The sequence below is a fragment of the Mesorhizobium sp. M1050 genome (assembly GCF_040318715.1).
GTDB lineage: Bacteria > Pseudomonadota > Alphaproteobacteria > Rhizobiales > Rhizobiaceae > Mesorhizobium.
On record NZ_JAMYMV010000046.1, the window covers coordinates 14,933 to 30,592 of the forward strand.

Genomic DNA, 15,660 nt, shown 5'->3' on the forward strand with positions numbered 1-15,660 from the left:
CGATGTCGACAGCCACATCGCTTCACCAGAGCCGCAAGAGGAAGAATGCCGTGATGATGACGCTGTGTGTCACCGCGGCGGGCATCGGACTTGCCTGGCTGGCGCTCATCCTCGGCGCGCTGGTCTACAAGGGCGCGGCCGGCCTGTCCCTTGACGTCTTCACGCAGATGACGCCGCCTCCCGGCGACGCCGGCGGCCTGCTCAACGCCATCTATGGCAGCGTGGTCATGACGATCATCGCCGTCATCGTCGGTACGCCGATCGGAGTGCTGGCCGGCACTTACATGGCCGAATACGGTCGCTTTTCCAGGCTGACCACCGTGGTGCGCTTCATCAACGACATCCTGCTGTCGGCGCCGTCGATCATCATCGGCCTGTTCGTCTACGAACTTATGGTGCGGCCGATGGGGCATTTCTCGGCAATCGCCGGTGCTGTCGCGCTCGCCATCCTCGTCATTCCGGTGGTGGTACGCACCACCGAAGACATGCTCAATTTGGTGCCGAACGCCTTGCGCGAAGCCGGCACCGCGATCGGCGCACCGCGCTGGGTGGTCATCAAGTCGGTCGCCTACCGCGCCGCGCTATCGGGCATTGTCACCGGCATATTGCTGTCGATCGCCCGTATCTCCGGCGAGACGGCACCACTGCTCTTCACGGCGCTCAACAACCAGTTCTGGTCGAGCAATCTCAACGCGCCGATGGCCAGCCTGCCTGTCACCATCTTCCAGTTCGCTCTCAGCCCCTACGAGGAATGGCAGCAACTGGCCTGGACCGGCGCACTCATCATCACATTGACGGTTCTTGCGCTCAGCATCGTTGCGCGCAGCCTGACCGGACGCAGAGAGGACAAATGAGCCAGATGTTGTCTCCAGACATGACGATCGCCGCCGAGGCCACCGCCAAGGCCAAGATCGAGGTCAAGAACCTCAACTTCTACTACGGCCAGTCGAAGGCGCTGAAGGACATTACGCTGTCCTTGCCGGAGCGCAGCGTCACCGCCTTCATCGGGCCTTCGGGCTGCGGGAAGTCGACGCTGCTGCGCGTCTTCAACCGCATCTACGAGCTCTATCCCAAGCAGACGGCCGAAGGTCAGGTGCTGCTCGACGGCCAGAACGTTCTCGACCGCTCGCAGGACCTCAACCTGCTGCGCACCAAGATCGGCATGGTGTTCCAGAAGCCGACGCCATTTCCGATGTCGATCTATGAAAACATCGCGTTCGGCATCAGGCTCTACGAGAAGCTGAGCAAGTCGGAGATGGACGGCCGCGTCGAGCAGGCGCTGAAGCGCGCGGCACTCTGGACCGAGGTCAAGGACAAGCTCGACGCCAGCGGCCTCAGCCTCTCCGGCGGCCAGCAGCAGCGGCTCTGCATCGCCCGCACCGTGGCGGTGAAGCCGGAAGTCATCCTGCTCGACGAGCCCGCCTCGGCGCTCGACCCGCTGTCGACCGCCAAGATCGAGGAACTGATCGACGAGTTGCAAGCCGACTACACGATCGTCATCGTCACCCACAACATGCAGCAGGCGGCGCGCGTATCGAAGCAGACGGCCTTCATGTATCTGGGCGAGCTGGTCGAGTTCGACCGCACCGAGAAGATCTTCACGTCGCCCCGCGAGAAGCGCACGCAGGACTACATCACCGGCCGCTTCGGCTGAGCTCAGGCATACGAGGAACAGGATCATGAGCGAACACACAGTCGCTTCTTTCGACGAGGATCTCGGTCAGATCAGCAAGCTCATCAGCGACATGGGCGATCTCGCCAGCTCGATGGTCGGCGGTGCGACCAAGGCGCTCTTGAATTCCGACAACGCCTTGGCACAGCGCGTCGTCTCCGATGATGCGATCATGGACGCGCGCCAGCGCGAGCTCGACGACCGCGCAATCACGCTGATCGCCAAGCGGCAGCCGATGGCCGATGATCTGCGCCATGTCGTCGGTTCTATCCGCATGGCCGGCGATCTCGAACGCATCGGCGACCTTGCCAAGAACATCGCCAAGCGTGTCGGCACTGTCGGCCTCAGCGTCACGCCGCGCGACCTTTCGCACTCGATCGATGGAATGGCACAACTGGTGCTGATCCAGGTGCAGGGCGTCATCGAGGAATATGCGGCGCGTGACGCCGCCGCGCTGGCGAAACTGCGTGCCGACGACGAACGCATCGACGTCAAATACACCTCCGTGTTCCGCGAGCTTCTCACCTATATGATGGAAGACCCGCGCAACATCACCGCGTGCACGCATCTTTTGTTCTGCGCCAAGAACCTCGAGCGCATCGGCGACCATGTCACCAACATCGCGGAAAATGCCTATTATGTTTTGACCGGCACGCAGCTGCCGGCCAATCGTCCGAAACAGGACGAGACGACAATGTCCGCGCCCGCGGCATGACGACAGGGGTAACCAGCCGATGATCGCGCCACGCATCATGGTGGTGGAGGACGAGGAGCCGCTAGGCGTGCTGCTCCGTTACAATCTGGAGTCCGAGGGCTATCAGGTCGAGGTCGTGACGCGCGGCGACGAGGCCGAGATCCGGCTGCAGGAGAACGTGCCCGACCTTCTGGTGCTCGACTGGATGGTGCCGGCGGTCTCCGGCATCGAACTCTGCCGGCGCCTGCGAATGCGTCCCGAGACCGAGCGGCTGCCGATCATCATGCTGACCGCGCGCGGCGAGGAGAGCGATCGCGTGCGGGGCCTCTCGACCGGCGCCGACGATTATCTGGTCAAGCCGTTTTCGACACCGGAGTTCATGGCCAGGGTCAAGGCGCTGCTGCGCCGTGCCAAGCCGGAACTGCTGTCCAGCGTGCTGAAGGTCGGCGACATCGTGCTCGATCGAGAATCGCACCGGGTCTATCGCAAGAAGAGCGAGATCCGGCTCGGGCCGACCGAATTCCGCCTGCTCGAATTCATGATGCGCCATCCCGGCCGCGTGTTCTCGCGCAGCCAGCTGCTCGACAACGTCTGGGGCGAAACGATCTACATCGACGAACGCACGGTGGACGTGCATGTCGGGCGGCTGCGCAAAGCCGTCAACAACGGCCGCATGCCCGACGTCATCCGCACCATTCGGGGCGCAGGCTACTCGATCAGGGAAGACTAGCCGATAGATCGGAACCAAGGTTCAAACTTGATCAGCAGGTGGTCGCCAATGGCCACGCGATCCAGACATTCAAGCAGGCGGGATCGAAGTTTTAACTGCCCTTCGCGGTCGCGGGCTCGGCGCGTACCTTGACTGGCTGGCGATTGCCCTCCGATCTCCCAATTCGCTTTTCTGCCAGGCTGGCCGCAGGAAGCACGGCCCGTGACACGCTTTAGTTGGTCACATTGCTATCTTGCCCGCAGAACTCCGATCAAAGTCACGCGCATCAAGAAACAATTTGAACTAATATGGCTATGTGCCCGCTAGAGGATGTGGTTTCGCATAAATGCGCAATTTTATTAAAAATTTTATCCGACTAAGAGCGAGTTTCCCTCTTCTTTATTGATTGTATGTGCTCCGAATAGTCAATACGATCTTGGATCTGATGACGATTCCGCGGGAACGATCTCGTTCTTTGCAACGTTGCTTTGAAAGCGGTCGCCGGACCCTGCGCCGAATGATTTGACCAGGTCGGACACTAAGAGGAAGGATTTCTGATGAGCACGGTCTTAAACGCCAAAGGTATTCCTCTTCCCTACACCGGCGCGTCCAGTCATTGGTTCTCGGCAACCGGAGCCGGGGCCGAACTGCATGGCACCTCAGGCAACGACTCCTTCTGGGGAGACACCGGCGTCAATGTCACGATGTACGGTGGCGCCGGCGACGACTATTATCATCTCTATTCCACCAACAATAAGGCGGTCGAAGATCCCGGGGCAGGGATCGACACGATCGACACCTGGATGAGCTACAAGCTCCCCGACAATTTCGAGAACCTGGTCGTTACCGGCGCCAATCGATATGCGTTCGGAAATGCGTTGGACAACATCATCAAGGGCGGGTCGGGTCATCAGACGCTGGATGGCGGCAAGGGAAATGATGTCCTGATCGGCGGTGACGGCGCCGACACTTTCGCCATCTCCAAAGGAAATGGAAGCGATCTTATCTTCGATTTCGGTGCGACCGATGTGGTGCGCCTTAACGGCTATGACTTCACTTCGTTCGATGCCGTCCGTTCGCAGATGGTTCAGGTGGAATCGAACGTGACGCTGAACGTCGGATCTGACGAGATCCTGGTGTTCAAGAATACGACTATCGACAAGTTGCAGCCGACCCAGTTCGAACTGCCGATAGACAAGTCCGGAATGACGCTGTCCTTCTCCGACGAATTCAACACGCTGAGCCTTCGGGACGGGCAGGACGGCACCTGGAATTCCAATTTCTCGTGGGGAGCGCCGAACGGCAGCACATTGAGCAGCAATGGCGAGTTGCAATGGTATATCGACGCCAATTACGGCCCGACGAGTTCCGTCCACCCGTTCAGCGTTGAAAACGGCGTCCTCACCATCACCGCCGCGCAGGCGCCGGAGGACATCAAGCCTCTGATTAACAACTACGAATACACCTCGGGGATACTGACGACCCACGACACCTTCGCGCAAACCTACGGCTATTTCGAAATGCGGGCGGACCTGCCCGAAACGGCCGGAGCCTGGCCGGCCTTCTGGCTGCTTCCGGAAGACGGATCGTGGCCGCCGGAGCTGGACGTCGTCGAAACGCGCGGTCAGGATCCGAACACGCTTTTCATGACAGCGCACACCAATGAGACGGGAGAGCACACGAAGGTTTCGTCCACCGTGAACGTTGCGGACACTGACGGTTTCCACACCTATGGCCTGCTCTGGACAAAGGATGAGCTTGTCTGGACCTATGACGGTGTGAAGGTCGCCCAAGCGGCGACGCCGTCCGACATGCACGACCCCATGTACATACTGGCCAATCTCGCGGTGGGCGGCATTGCCGGCCAGCCTCCTGACCATCTGGCTACTCCAGCGGAGATGAAAATCGACTATATCCACGCCTATACGCTGGACCAACCCTTGGACATGGCAAGCGACCACTCGGTCTAAGCGGCGGCTTCATGTTTGAGGCCATTAGCCGTCAGGGAGCGCGGGGATGATTGGAGAGTCCAGTTTGCAGGCAGTTTTCAGGCGCGCCATCGCCGATGTCGGTGCTTTCTCGTTCCTCATCAACATCCTGCTGTTGGTGATCCCCCTCTATCTCTTGCAAGTCTATGACCGCGTCCTGCCTTCCTACAGCGTCGAGACGCTGTTCTACCTGTCGGCTATCGCGGTTCTCGCGCTCGCCTTTCTCGGTCTCCTCGATGCGGTCCGCTCCATCTACACGCAGCGCGTTGCAGCCACTGTCGACGACAGACTGGGTGCGAGGACATTCGCCGTCTCGCTTGAAGCCAAGTACGCCGGCGGCGCAGCCATGTCTCCACTGCGCGACCTTGCCTCGATATGCGCCTTCATCAGGTCACGCAGTGTGGCGGTCTTGTTTGACCTGCCGTTTGCTCCCTTCTTCCTCACCCTGCTGTACCTCATCCATCCCTTTCTGTTTTGGCTTACGCTGGCAGGGGTTGCGCTGTTGCTTGCGCTGGTCCTGGCAAATCAGCTCGCCGTCGGCAGGAATGACGCTTTGTCCGCGGAACGTTCGGCTGTCGCCAGCCTGTCGGAGCAGGCCTTTGCCCGCAACGCGGAGACGCTGCTCGCCATGGGCATGGTCCAAAACGCGGCGCGCGTCTGGGGCAGGCACGTGGCGGAGGCGCTAATTCTTCATGACCGTTCGTCCACGGCCAACGCGATCTTCAGCGGAGCATCGCGAGCGGTACGCATGATCCTTCAGCTGGCGATACTGGGCGTTGGAGCATGGCTCGTGCTGCAAGGGAAGATGACGGCAGGGATGATCTTCGCGTCTTCCCTGGTGTCGTCCCGCGCGCTGCAGCCGCTCGACCAACTGATCGGTTCATGGCGGCAGATCGTTGACGCCAGACGATCGTGGAAGCGGTTGGACAAGGCGCTTTGCGCCCATCCGGCACATGCGCGAAAACTGACCTTGCCGGATCCGTCGGGCGAAATTGTCGTGCAGGGCCTGATACTTGTCGCGCCGAACGCCACGCCCGGCACCGAACCCATCATCAAGCGACTGAACTTCCAGATCGGCGCCGGCGAAGCGGTTGCGATAATAGGTCCAAGCGGGGCCGGCAAGTCCACCCTGGCAAGATTGCTTGTCGGTGCGATCCAAGCGACCAGCGGCTGCGTCAGGATCAACGGCGCCGACCTCAGAAACTGGGACGAGAAGCAGCTTGGCCGTCATATCGGATATCTCGCTCAGGAGGTGGAGCTCTTTCCCGGATCAATCGCGGAAAATGTCGCCCGCTTTGAACCTGATGCAAGTGACGCCTCTATCGTCGAAGCGGCAAAACGTGCCCAGGCGCATGAACTGATACTGGCGCTGCGCGATGGCTACCAGACCGGAATAGGTCCGTCGGACAGAACACTGTCGGGCGGCGAACGCCAAAGGATCGGGCTGGCGCGCGCCTTTTACGGCAATCCGCGTATTCTTGTGCTGGATGAGCCCAGCACACATCTCGACGGCAGCGGCGAAGCCGCGCTCGAAGACGTGCTTGCCGCGGCGAAAGGAGCGGGCGTTACGACGATCGTGATAACGCACCGCCCTTCGGTCGCCGCAGCCTGCGACCGCGTGATGCTTCTGCGCAGTGGAGTGATCGAAGCCTTCGGTCCAAGCGGCGACGTGTTGCGGCAGCCGATCGCCGGCATCGGCCTTCCCCCGAAGCGCAGCATGGCGGTGACAGGGTCCTTTGCAACGACGATCCGCAGCACCCCTCATAACGTCCGCTTTGGATCCTAGAAGATGGCAGCACAGAGTCTCGTCTGGGAAGGCAAAGCGCGCACCGACATCCGGCGGGTGGCTTTCGCCGGATATGCGGCAACAGCGATATTGATAGGTTGTTTTGGCTATTGGGCGGTCAGTGCACCGTTGTCCGGCGCGGTCATCACGCAAGGCACAATCTCGGCGACAGGCGGAAACATCCTCATTCAGCATCCTGAGGGCGGTATCATTCAAGAGTTGCTCGCCCATGAAGGCGATCGCGTGCAGCAGGCCCAGGATCTGATCCTGCTGGATAGAACGGCCGCGCAAGCCGAGCTCAACCGGCTGACGAGACAGTCGATCGCGTTGAAGGCGAGCGCCTCGCGGCTGGAGGCGGAACGCGACGGATTGGACCAGCTTGCGCCAATCACGGGGGCCGCGCCAGCACCGTTCCAGGACGATTTCGAGATTCTGGTTCGAGAACAGCAGAAGGAATTCAATGCCAGGCTCGCCCGGTTTCGATCGGAACAATCGATCCTCGCGCAGCGGGTTGCCATGCATCGCCAGTCTGTCGTCGGATTGCAAGCCCAGAAACTGGCCGTCCAGCAACAGGCCGAAGTGGTGAAGAAAGAGCTCGGCATCAAGACCAATCTGCTGGACAAAGGCCTCACCAATCGCACTGAATATTCGCAGCTTTTGCGCAGCGAAGCCGATCTCGTCGGGCAGGCAGGGGCGCTGGAGGCAAATCTTGCAGCGGCCAACACCCAGATCGTCGAAGCCCAGGAGCAAATCGAGCGCCTGACCACGCAACGCGTGGAGGAAGCCCTGACGAAGCTCGACGAGGTACGGTCTTCGCTGGCCGACATCGACGAACAGATGCGGGCGTCCGAGGCAGTGCTGCGGCGGACGACGATCAAGGCACCGGCAGCGGGCATCGTGGTGTCGTCCACCTATAATTCCAAGGGCAGCGTGATTGCCCCCGGCGAGAAGATCATGGAGATTCTGCCTACGACATCGGGTCTGGTCGTCGATGCACGGCTGCCGCCGAAAGACATCGACCAGGTTCGTGTCGGCCAGCCGGCAAGACTGCGACTATCAGCGTTGAACATGCGGCTCACGCCTGAGATTTCAGCCATCGTGACACAGGTTTCCGCAGACCGGCTCATCGACCAGGTTACGCATGAAGCGTATTTCCGCGCGAAGCTGAAAATTGCCTCCGCCTTGCCGCCCGGCGTGAAAGCGGAGCAGCTCTATCCTGGAATGCCGGTAGAAGCGTTCATAAGTACTGGCGACCGGAGCTTTTTCGAGTATCTCGCACGGCCGATGCGCGATTCCTTCGCTCGCGCTTTCACGGAGCGGTAGATGTCGCGGACCGCGCAATCGATCGGCGCAGCAATGACTGCAAGGGACTTGGCTGTGAGAGTTCAACCGAGGACGTGCTAACTTCCGCCTAGCGTCGAACTCGGCTGTTCACAATTATTGGCTTTTGACCCTGGTCTCACGCGACACTCTTTCCGGCGCTCCCTCTCGCCAGCACACCTGGCGCAAAAATCTCCTGGTCGACGAAGGTCAGTGCCCGCATGGCGCAGCCTTCGCGGATCAGCGGCAGTTCGTTCGGCTCGGCCTCGAAGGAAATCCATTCGGAATGCTGGCCGCCGGCGGTCTGGGCGATGGCCTTGCGCAATGCCGGCTCGATCAGGTCGAAGGCGGCGGCGCTGACGCCGACCATGGCGACGGGCGCCGGATCGATCAGCGCGAAAAGGCTGCCGAGACCGTAGCCGAGGGCTTCGCCGGCCTTGCGATAGGCCTCCCGTTCGGGCCCGTCACTTTCGCGGGCCACAGCCGCCAGCGAGCGCATGTCGGCGTCGCTGACATCGGCGACGGGTTCCGCGTCCTCACCCAATTGCCTTGCATTGCGCCAGATGGCGTAGTTGCCGGCATAGGCCTCGACGCAGCCGCGCCGTCCGCAGCGGCAGAGCGCGCCGTTCGGCCGATGGATCATATGACCGAACTCGCCGCCCGACGAGTGGGTGCCGGTGAACAATTCGCCTTTCAGCACCAGGCCCATGCCGATGCCGTGCGACAAAAGGATGGCGATGAAATCGTTGCGGTAGCGATCGGGATCGCGCCAGCGCAGCGCGATCGCCATCATGTTGCAGTCGTTCTCCATGGTGGCGGGGATGCCGAACTCGTCTTCGAGGATGTCGGCGAAGGCGATATCGGTGTGCGGCGTGATTGGCGACCACAGCATGGCGCGAGCACGGGTGTCGGTGATGCCCTGGATCGCCAGCGCGATGCGGGCGATCCTGTGAACGTCAAGATCGGGATCTTCGAAACGACGCCGCACGATTGCCGTGCATTCGCCGATCAGCGCGTCGCGCGCTATGGTCAACGTGTCCAGCCGGCGCTGTTCCTCTGATATCACCTGGCCCGCATAGTCGATGACGGCGACGGAGAGAAAATTCAGCGACAGCACCACGGTCATCACCGCTGCCGCTTCCGGGTTGAGGCTGAGCCCGACCTGGGGCCGGCCACGTTTGAGCGAGCCGGCCTCGCTTGGCTTGCTTTCTGTCAGGATGCCTTCACCGATCAGGTCGGAGGAGATCGCCGATATGGTCGAGTGGCTGAGGCCCGTGGTTGCGGCGATCTCGGTGCGTGAAGGCTGTCTGGCGCGGCGGACAGCGGCGATCACCATCGCCCGGTTGCGCCGGCGCAAATCGTCGTGGCGGATTCCGACCGACATGTCTGTTCAAGTCCTCCCGGTCGCCGCGGTTCTCCGTCCCCTCGAACGCTGTCGGCAACGCTGTCAAATACTGGCAGAAGCCGCCCGGCCTGTCATTTATTTATTCCGGAGCTCGAAAAAAATTCGCAGACACATCAAAATCCCTCAGAATCGATGTTGACAGCGTTCGGGTGTTGGATCAGTATTTTTTCGAGGCTCGAAAAAATAGAGCCTTTGTGCCGGCCTTAGGGTCAGTTTGGTCGCGCCATACGCGGCGCAGGGAGGATAATATGAAAAGATTCACAGCCGCCATCCTGGCGGGTGTCGCCATGTCGCTGACGCTCGCGTCGGTCGCGCAGGCGAAGGACAAGGTCATCGGCGTTTCGTGGTCCAACTTCCAGGAAGAGCGCTGGAAGACCGACGAGGCCGCCATGAAGACGGCGATCGAGGCAGCCGGCGACAAGTACATCTCCGCCGACGCGCAGTCCAATCCCGGCAAGCAGCTTACCGATGTCGAGAGCCTGATCTCGCAGGGCGCCAATTCGCTGATCATCCTGGCGCAGGATGCCTCGGCTATCGGCCCGGCGGTACAGAAGGCGCTGGACGAAGGCATTCCGGTCGTCGGCTATGACCGGCTGATCGAGAACAAGGACGTCTTCTATCTGACCTTCGACAACAAGGAAGTCGGCCGCATGCAGGCCCGCGAAGTGTTCAAGGTCAAGCCGGAAGGCAACTATGTCTTCATCAAGGGCTCGGGTGCCGATCCGAATGCCGACTTCCTGTTCGCGGGCTCGATGGAAGTGCTCAAGGAAGCCATCGACAGCGGCAAGATCAAGAATGTCGGCGAGGCCTATACGGACGGCTGGCTGCCAGCCAATGCCCAGAAGAACATGGAACAGTTCCTGACCGCCAACGACAACAAGGTCGATGCCGTGGTCGCGGCCAATGACGGCACCGCCGGCGGCGTCGTGGCGGCGCTGACGGCTCAAGGGTTGGCCGGCACCGTGCCGGTCTCGGGTCAGGACGGCGACCACGCCGCGCTGAACCGCATCGCCCTCGGCACGCAGACCGTGTCGGTGTGGAAGGATGCGCGCGAACTCGGCAAGAATGCCGCCGAGATCGCCTCGCAACTTGCCGATGGCAAGAAGACGGGCGACATTGCCGGCGCCAAGGACTTCACGACGCCGGGCGGCAATACTGTCAAGTCGCTGTTCCTGACCCCGGTTGCCATCACCAAGGACAATCTCAACGTCGTCATCGACGCCGGCTGGATCAAGAAGGACGAGGTCTGCGCGGGCGTCGCCGCCGGCACCGTCGCAGCCTGCAACTAAAGCTGGGCTCTCTCTGCATTCTCAACGCCGCGGCCCAAAAGCCGCGGCGTTTTCTCAAAAAGATTTGTGTTTCCGCATCACGCGGATAGCTTCTAGGCTGGTTCCGGTATTCGCGTCAGACGGCCCGCCGGTTGGGAGGAAATCATGACCGACACGACGTCCAACCTACCTGCTGCAAATACCCCCGCAGACCAGGCGCGTGCGTCCGAACTGAGCACTGTCGGACGCTTCCTCAAGGCAACCGAACTCGATACGCGCATGCTTGGCATGGTTGGTGCGTTGCTGGTCATCTGGGTTGGCATTCACATCTTGTCGGGCGGACTGTTCCTGACGCCGCGCAATCTCTGGAACCTGTCGGTGCAGACCTCCTCGGTCGCGATCATGGCAACCGGCATGGTGCTGGTCATCGTCATGCGCAACATCGACCTTTCGGTTGGTTCCGTCGAAGGCGTGATCGGTATGATCATGGGCGTGGCGCAAGCCGAATTCCTCATTCGTGTCATCGGCTTCCAACTTGGAAATCCCTGGCTCTGGATCATCGCCCTGGCCGCCGGTGTGGTGCTCGGCCTTGCGATCGGCGCCTTCCAGGGCTTCATCATCGCCTATCTTGAGGTTCCTGCCTTTATCGTGACGCTGGGCGGTCTTTTGGTTTGGCGCGGCATGGCATGGCTGATCACCAACGGGCGCACGGTCGCGCCGCTTGACGCCACGTTCCAGCTGATGGGCGGCGGGCCGCGGGGCTCGGTCGGCGCTACCGCCAGCTGGATCATCGGCGTCGTCGCTTGCGTGGCTGTCGCTTTCGCGCTGCTCAACGGCCGCTCGCAGCGCAAACGGTTCAACTTTCCACTGCGGCCCGTCTGGGCGGAGATCTTCCTCGGCGTGGTCACCTGTGCGGCCATCCTTGGGGCCGTCTGGATCGCTAATTCCTATCCGTGGCCAATCGGCATCGTGCGCCAGTATGCGCAGCAGAACGGCATCACCATTCCCGAAGGTGGGCTGTTCATCGCCCACGGCGTCGCCATACCGGTGCTGATGGCGGTCGCGGTCGGCATCGTCATGACCTTCATCACCAGGCGCACCCGTTTCGGTCGCTACGTCTTTGCCATCGGCGGCAATCCGGAGGCCGCCAATCTCGCCGGCATCAACACGCGCTGGGTGACCATGAAAGTGTTCATGATCATGGGCGTGCTGGCCGCGATCAGCGCGGCGATCTCGTCGGCCCGCCTCAACGCGGCGACCAATGCGCTGGGCACGTTGGATGAGTTGCTGGTGATCGCCGCCGCCGTCATCGGCGGTACCTCGCTTGCCGGTGGCTCCGGAACGGTGCTCGGCGCCATGCTCGGCGCGCTGCTCATGCAGTCACTGCAGTCCGGCATGGTGCTGCTCGGCATCGACTCGCCGCTGCAGAGCATCGTCGTTGGCGCCGTGCTGGTCATCGCCGTCTGGCTCGATACCGTCTATCGCAAGCGGGTCTGAGCATGATCCCGAGAAGTGAAAACGGTTTTCTCGGACAAACGGAAATCGTTTGTCCAGAGATCATGCTCAAGCAGGAACTATCGGGAGAAACGATCATGGCTGACAAAATCGACCCCGCGGACACCGCGCTGATCGACATGCGCAACATCTCAATTGCGTTCGGCGGCATCCGCGCCGTCGACGACGCCTCGATCGATCTTTTCCCCGGCGAGGTCGTGGCGCTGCTCGGCCACAACGGCGCCGGCAAGTCGACATTGATCAAGATCCTGTCCGGCGCTTACAAACGCGATGCGGGCCAGATCTTCGTCAACGGCGAGGAGGCAGCTATCTCCAATCCGCGCGACGCCAAGAAATACGGCATAGAGACGATCTATCAGACACTGGCGTTGGCCGACAATGTCGACGCCGCAGCCAATCTGTTCCTCGGCCGGGAGCTGATGACCGCCTGGGGTACGCTCGACGACGTTGCCATGGAGGCCGAGGCGCGCAAGGTGATGGGCCGGCTCAATCCGCGCTTCCAGCGCTTCAAGGAGCCGGTGATCAAGCTGTCGGGCGGCCAGCGGCAATCGGTGGCGATCGCGCGCGCGATCCTGTTCAACGCGCGCATTCTTATCATGGACGAGCCGACGGCGGCGCTTGGCCCGCAGGAAACGGCCCAGGTCGGCGAACTGGTCAGGCAGCTCAAGTCCGACGGCATCGGCATCTTCCTGATCAGCCACGACATCCACGATGTATTCGACCTTGCCGATCGGGTCTGCGTCATGAAGAACGGCCAGGTCGTCGGCACCGCCCGCACTACGGACGTGACCCAGGATGAGGTGCTCGGCATGATCATTTTGGGCAAATGCCCGCCCGGCGCCATTCCCGGACCGGGCGCGCTGAAGATCGCCGCTTGAGGCTTGCCGGTAGCGATGCCGCCTGACCCGAGGAATGTGCCGGGTCCGGACCATCCGATGTGCCAGCCGTCAGGATGGCTTGGCCTTGCCATTGTATTGGCACGGCGACTTCCCCATAAAAGGCCCGACATGCTCATGGACCGCATCATCCGTTGAAGAAGCTTTTTCCAACCGTCGCGTTCATCGCCGTCGCGCTGATCAGCATGACGATGGCGGGGTTCGCCTATTTCGCGACGCAAGAGGCCGCCCGCATCAAGTTCGAAGCGACGGCCGACGACGCGCTCAACCGGATCGAGAGCCGCATCGACCTGCATTTGTCGCTGCTACGCTCGACACAGGCCCTGTTCGATGCCCGCAACGGCGATATTTCCGGCGCCGAGTTCAACGCGTTCTTCAAAGCGCTCGATGTCGATAGAAATTTTGCCGGCTTGCGCGGCATCGGCTATCTCAGGCTGGCAAAGGCTGGAGCCGAGACGGCGGTCGAACGCGATATGCTGTACGACCATGGCGTCAACCATCCAATCTATCCTGATACCACGCAGCCCTGGCGCACCCCCGTCGTGCTGTTCGAACCGCTGGACCCGTCCAACCAGGCCAGCATCGGCTACGACATGTTCAGTGAACCGGTGCGGCGCGCAGCGATTGAAAAGGCGATGTTGGATGACCGGCAGCACGCCAGCGGGCTGGTGCAACTGGGCCAAGAGACGGGTGCCGCGCAGACGTTCACCGGCTTCCTCGTCTTCGTGCGACTCAATGTCGAAACGGCACCCGATGCCATCGATGCGCCCAGATCCTCCACGGCGGGTTTTCTTTATGCGGCTTTTCGAACCAGCGATCTGTTCCAGACCGCGCTCAGTCGATCGCCGCTGCTGCCGGTCAACACGGAAATCTACGACGGCGACGGCGCGGTGAACGGCGACAATCTGCTGTTCCGGTCGGAAACGCCACCGGCTTCGACATTCGGCGACAGGCTGCTGGTCACCCGCAAGATCGTTGTGGCCGGGCGGCCATGGACTGTTTTGTTCCGGCCGACGAGCGCCTTCTCGCAGCCGTCGTCGCGCGCCATTCCGGTGATGCTGGGGCTGTTCGGCCTGTTGTTGGCGGGCGCCATCGCGCTGGTCGCGCGTTACCAGGAGCGCGCCTATGAGGCGGCGGCGCGCTTGCACGAGACGACGGAAAAGAGCCTGCTCGAAAAAGACCTGATGCTGCAGGAGATGAAGCATCGCATCAAGAATTCGATCACCAGGGTGCTGGCGATCGCGCGCCAGACGGCTTCGCGGGCCACGGACGTCAATGAGTTTTCCGCATCCTTCTCGGCCCGGCTCCAGGCGATGGCGGCGTCCCAGGACATGCTGACGCGCTCGCGCTGGCAAAAGGCAGATCTTGCCGATCTCTTGCGCATCGAGCTTGGCCAGGTGTTCGGCAAGGAGCTGCCCGAAGGGCTGTTGTCAGGGCCGCAGGTGCTGCTCGACGAAAACACGACGCAAGCGCTCGGCTTGATCTTTCACGAACTGGCGACGAATGCGCTGAAATACGGCGAAGCCGGCAATTCGGCCAATTCGCTCAAGGGGGACTGGGCGCTGAAAGTGGACTGGTCGCTCGAAGGACGCGGGCGTGACAGGACGCTGGCTCTCAACTGGCGCGAAACCGGTCAGAAGAAACTCGAAGCGCCTGCCAAGACCGGATTCGGCACCAAGCTGATAGACCTTAACGTCACGCGCGAATTGCGCGGCACGATCCATCGCGATTACCGGGCCAATGGGCTGAACGTGGAAATCAGAATCCCCCTGGCGAACTGAGCGCGATCGCCAGGCGCAGAATCAACCATCCAAACAACGAAAATCCGGAGGCCGGCGGACCGGTCTCCGGACCAACGTTTCGATTATCGCCGAACTAGTTGCAGCGAGCCGTGTAGATCCGGCCGCGATGATCGCGATACTGGCAATAGCCATTGCGCAGGTTGCGCACCAGCAGGCCGGAACCGGCACCCACGGCCGCGCCGATCAGCGCGCCCTTGCTGCCGCCGACCAAGCCGCCGACACCGGCGCCAATCAAGCCGCCGCCAACCACGTCCTGTTCGGTCGAGGTGCAGCCACTGACCGCCACCACCGCAACCATGGCAATAATCATCTTCCGCATAGAGTCACTCCTCACTTTGTGTCCCACTTTAGCAAGCTCCAGCTACCATTTAGCATGAAACGGCGGCCTTTGCTGCTGCAATCTATTGTTGGTGAAGAGAGTCTTTTTCTGGGCGTACCATGTTCGACGCTATCACGACGCTGGAATCGCCAGGGAAGCATCGACAGTGCCGTCGAAACGCACATTCCAGATGATCTGGTCATAATCGTCTTCCGGAGCCGGATCGACCGAAAGCCCCGATATTCCGAGCCTGCTCCTGACCATCGACTCATCGGTCCCAAATCAC

Annotated in this window: 14 protein-coding genes; 11 read left to right on the plus strand and 3 right to left on the minus strand. The window is 61.4% G+C overall.

The annotated features are described in order from the left end of the window. Positions 1-2 precede the first annotated feature (2 nt). The 7 genes from pstA (at position 3) to NKH57_RS22700 (ending at position 8,172) form a co-directional block, all read left to right on the plus strand. Complete coding sequence (gene pstA, locus NKH57_RS22670) at positions 3-854, plus strand: phosphate ABC transporter permease PstA (protein ID WP_352604759.1); 852 nt, start codon at positions 3-5, stop codon at positions 852-854. Then, positions 851-1,654 (plus strand): phosphate ABC transporter ATP-binding protein PstB, encoded by an 804-nt coding sequence (gene pstB / locus NKH57_RS22675; protein ID WP_352727549.1) that lies wholly within the window; start codon positions 851-853, stop codon positions 1,652-1,654. The genes pstA and pstB overlap by 4 nt, the downstream gene beginning before the upstream one ends. Positions 1,655-1,679: 25 nt before the next feature. Then, positions 1,680-2,387 (plus strand): phosphate signaling complex protein PhoU, encoded by a 708-nt coding sequence (phoU, locus tag NKH57_RS22680; RefSeq protein ID WP_023757396.1) that lies wholly within the window; start codon positions 1,680-1,682, stop codon positions 2,385-2,387. Positions 2,388-2,406: 19 nt separating this feature from the next. Beyond that, positions 2,407-3,096, plus strand: a complete 690-nt coding sequence (phoB, locus tag NKH57_RS22685) for a phosphate regulon transcriptional regulator PhoB (RefSeq protein ID WP_352947458.1) — start codon at positions 2,407-2,409, stop codon at positions 3,094-3,096. A gap of 536 nt (positions 3,097-3,632) precedes the next feature. Continuing rightward, a complete protein-coding gene (eglC, locus tag NKH57_RS22690; RefSeq protein WP_352947461.1) occupies positions 3,633-5,045 on the plus strand; it encodes an endo-1,3-1,4-beta-glycanase EglC in 1,413 nt (470 codons plus the stop codon). A 64-nt stretch (positions 5,046-5,109) separates the two neighbouring features. Next, on the plus strand, positions 5,110-6,849 hold the full coding sequence (locus tag NKH57_RS22695; protein WP_352947463.1) for a type I secretion system permease/ATPase: 1,740 nt from the start codon (positions 5,110-5,112) through the stop codon (positions 6,847-6,849). A gap of 3 nt (positions 6,850-6,852) precedes the next feature. Beyond that, positions 6,853-8,172: an HlyD family type I secretion periplasmic adaptor subunit gene (locus NKH57_RS22700; protein ID WP_352947465.1), complete on the plus strand. Its 1,320-nt coding sequence runs from the start codon at positions 6,853-6,855 to the stop codon at positions 8,170-8,172. Positions 8,173-8,308: 136 nt separating this feature from the next. Here NKH57_RS22700 and NKH57_RS22705 read toward each other — a convergent pair whose 3' ends face one another. Then, positions 8,309-9,553 (minus strand): ROK family protein, encoded by a 1,245-nt coding sequence (locus NKH57_RS22705; protein WP_023757391.1) that lies wholly within the window; start codon positions 9,551-9,553, stop codon positions 8,309-8,311. Positions 9,554-9,822: 269 nt separating this feature from the next. Here NKH57_RS22705 and xylF point away from each other — a divergent pair, with 269 nt between their 5' ends. From xylF to NKH57_RS22725, 4 genes are all read left to right on the plus strand, one after another. Then, complete coding sequence (gene xylF, locus NKH57_RS22710) at positions 9,823-10,863, plus strand: D-xylose ABC transporter substrate-binding protein (protein ID WP_352486460.1); 1,041 nt, start codon at positions 9,823-9,825, stop codon at positions 10,861-10,863. Between the two features lie 144 nt (positions 10,864-11,007). Beyond that, positions 11,008-12,339: a sugar ABC transporter permease gene (locus NKH57_RS22715; RefSeq protein ID WP_023757390.1), complete on the plus strand. Its 1,332-nt coding sequence runs from the start codon at positions 11,008-11,010 to the stop codon at positions 12,337-12,339. Between the two features lie 95 nt (positions 12,340-12,434). After that, positions 12,435-13,235: an ATP-binding cassette domain-containing protein gene (locus NKH57_RS22720; protein WP_352828366.1), complete on the plus strand. Its 801-nt coding sequence runs from the start codon at positions 12,435-12,437 to the stop codon at positions 13,233-13,235. Between the two features lie 152 nt (positions 13,236-13,387). Continuing rightward, complete coding sequence (locus NKH57_RS22725) at positions 13,388-15,034, plus strand: CHASE domain-containing protein (RefSeq protein ID WP_352947470.1); 1,647 nt, start codon at positions 13,388-13,390, stop codon at positions 15,032-15,034. 94 nt (positions 15,035-15,128) lie between these two features. On the opposite strand, the gene NKH57_RS22730 is transcribed toward NKH57_RS22725, so the two are convergent. Together NKH57_RS22730 and NKH57_RS22735 are read right to left on the minus strand one after the other, a co-directional pair. Beyond that, entirely contained in the window at positions 15,129-15,374 is a 246-nt protein-coding gene (locus NKH57_RS22730) for a YMGG-like glycine zipper-containing protein (RefSeq protein WP_352604741.1), read from the minus strand. Positions 15,375-15,506: 132 nt separating this feature from the next. After that, positions 15,507-15,638 (minus strand): hypothetical protein, encoded by a 132-nt coding sequence (locus NKH57_RS22735; RefSeq protein ID WP_352947473.1) that lies wholly within the window; start codon positions 15,636-15,638, stop codon positions 15,507-15,509. Positions 15,639-15,660 lie beyond the last annotated feature (22 nt).

What these genes read in the sequence shown, in the direction of transcription:
- eglC (WP_352947461.1), top strand. Translation starts at nt 3,633, where the DNA reads ATGAGCACGGTCTTAAACGCCAAAGGTATTCCTCTTCCCTACACCGGC.
- pstB (WP_352727549.1), top strand. Translation starts at nt 851, where the DNA reads ATGAGCCAGATGTTGTCTCCAGACATGACGATCGCCGCCGAGGCCACC.
- xylF (WP_352486460.1), top strand. Translation starts at nt 9,823, where the DNA reads ATGAAAAGATTCACAGCCGCCATCCTGGCGGGTGTCGCCATGTCGCTG.
- NKH57_RS22715 (WP_023757390.1), top strand. Translation starts at nt 11,008, where the DNA reads ATGACCGACACGACGTCCAACCTACCTGCTGCAAATACCCCCGCAGAC.
- phoB (WP_352947458.1), top strand. Translation starts at nt 2,407, where the DNA reads ATGATCGCGCCACGCATCATGGTGGTGGAGGACGAGGAGCCGCTAGGC.
- NKH57_RS22730 (WP_352604741.1), bottom strand. Translation starts at nt 15,374, where the DNA reads ATGCGGAAGATGATTATTGCCATGGTTGCGGTGGTGGCGGTCAGTGGC.
- NKH57_RS22705 (WP_023757391.1), bottom strand. Translation starts at nt 9,553, where the DNA reads ATGTCGGTCGGAATCCGCCACGACGATTTGCGCCGGCGCAACCGGGCG.
- NKH57_RS22735 (WP_352947473.1), bottom strand. Translation starts at nt 15,638, where the DNA reads ATGGTCAGGAGCAGGCTCGGAATATCGGGGCTTTCGGTCGATCCGGCT.
- pstA (WP_352604759.1), top strand. Translation starts at nt 3, where the DNA reads ATGTCGACAGCCACATCGCTTCACCAGAGCCGCAAGAGGAAGAATGCC.
- phoU (WP_023757396.1), top strand. Translation starts at nt 1,680, where the DNA reads ATGAGCGAACACACAGTCGCTTCTTTCGACGAGGATCTCGGTCAGATC.
- NKH57_RS22700 (WP_352947465.1), top strand. Translation starts at nt 6,853, where the DNA reads ATGGCAGCACAGAGTCTCGTCTGGGAAGGCAAAGCGCGCACCGACATC.
- NKH57_RS22720 (WP_352828366.1), top strand. Translation starts at nt 12,435, where the DNA reads ATGGCTGACAAAATCGACCCCGCGGACACCGCGCTGATCGACATGCGC.